This window comes from Dapis purpurea BLCC-M126 (genome assembly GCF_050015975.1).
Classification (GTDB): Bacteria; Cyanobacteriota; Cyanobacteriia; order Cyanobacteriales; family Microcoleaceae; genus Trichodesmium.
Genome location: NZ_JBNHER010000275.1, coordinates 1 through 1,250, shown reverse-complemented (window position 1 = coordinate 1,250; position 1,250 = coordinate 1). Strand labels below are relative to the sequence as shown.

The window sequence follows — 1,250 nt, the reverse complement described above, 5'->3', positions numbered from 1 at the left end:
CTTAAGAGGTTAGCGATCGCCTAATTTTTTAGAGATACCAAATGGGTTCTATAAAGAAACAGCCCTGAATCAGATCCTATTCTAATTCTTCTAATTCTAAGATCAGAGTAGGCATTAATCGTTGGAGATTTTTTAAGGATTTTCCCTGCCATGGCACACCTTTTGAACCTTTGATCAAGATGCTTGTACTCTTTTTTTTGCGAACAGAAATCACAAACTTAGATAACACACTAATACCAGAACTATTGAGAAATTCTAGCTCTTTCAAATCAAGATTAATGGTCTCATAGTCCATCTCGTTAACTTGATTTAAAAGCTCAACAATTGGCTTGTACTCTTCCATTCCTGACAGTCTGAGGGAACCTTGAAAAGTTACTGTTGCGGTGTCAGAGTCAAAATTAACCTGATAATTTTGGTCTTTAACTTCCATGATTTTTTTACTTCTAGCTATTGTTGATAATTGATTAAATGGCTTTAAGACCTTTGTATATTATAAACTTTCAGTGAAAACTTACAGCAAAGGTTCGATATAGTCACATTGTTTATCATTATACCTTAAATTGTGCCATTGTCCTAATAGTTATTAAGCCATTATCATCCTTGATTTTATTAATTTTCCAGCCCAAGGTAGCGCTATAGTCACTCATAATGGTAATTAGTCCTAACCCAGAAACTTGATTATTTTCATCTTCGGCCAGTTTTTTTACTTGATCTATATACAAATCTTCGAGGTCGCAAGTCATCAAATCATTAATGATTGGATAAAATTTCAACCAAATCTCTGAAGACACGCAATTAGATACAAGCAAGACGACTATATCCTCTAGAAGATGAACACCAAATCTAATAGGATTTTTTGTTCTGTCGTCGTGGAACTTCATGGCATTTTCTAGCAATTCATTGGTTATATAACTAACACTTGCTTGAAGTTCTTTTTTGCGAGCAACTGTCTTAGCATCATTTTTCTCAACTGAGAAAAATGCGGTTAAGTAATCTGCGATAAAATTCGCAGATAAACTATTATTTCGCCATCGCTGTTTGAAAGGAATTGATGACAAAGAAAAACTGATAACTAATATTTGATTGCTATCAGATAAATTGTTGTTAAAATCTCCATAAATTTCATAGGTTTTCATCAGGACTATTTGCTATAAATGGATAGGTGTTGCTGAATGGTTGCTCCTGTTCATTAATTGATAATTGATAATGGATAATTGATAATTACCTCTGGTTAAAACCGTTACGGAATT

Annotated in this window: 2 protein-coding genes; both read right to left on the bottom strand. The window is 33.3% G+C overall.

Annotation, left to right across the window (positions count from 1 at the left end; all coding sequences use genetic code 11):
• Positions 1-76: 76 nt before the first annotated feature.
• On the bottom strand, positions 77-430 hold the full coding sequence (locus ACP6PL_RS25445; RefSeq protein ID WP_426548127.1) for a slr1659 superfamily regulator: 354 nt from the start codon (positions 428-430) through the stop codon (positions 77-79).
• Positions 431-548: 118 nt separating this feature from the next.
• On the bottom strand, positions 549-1,136 hold the full coding sequence (locus ACP6PL_RS25440; RefSeq protein ID WP_426548126.1) for a slr1658 family protein: 588 nt from the start codon (positions 1,134-1,136) through the stop codon (positions 549-551).
• Positions 1,137-1,250: the final 114 nt, after the last annotated feature.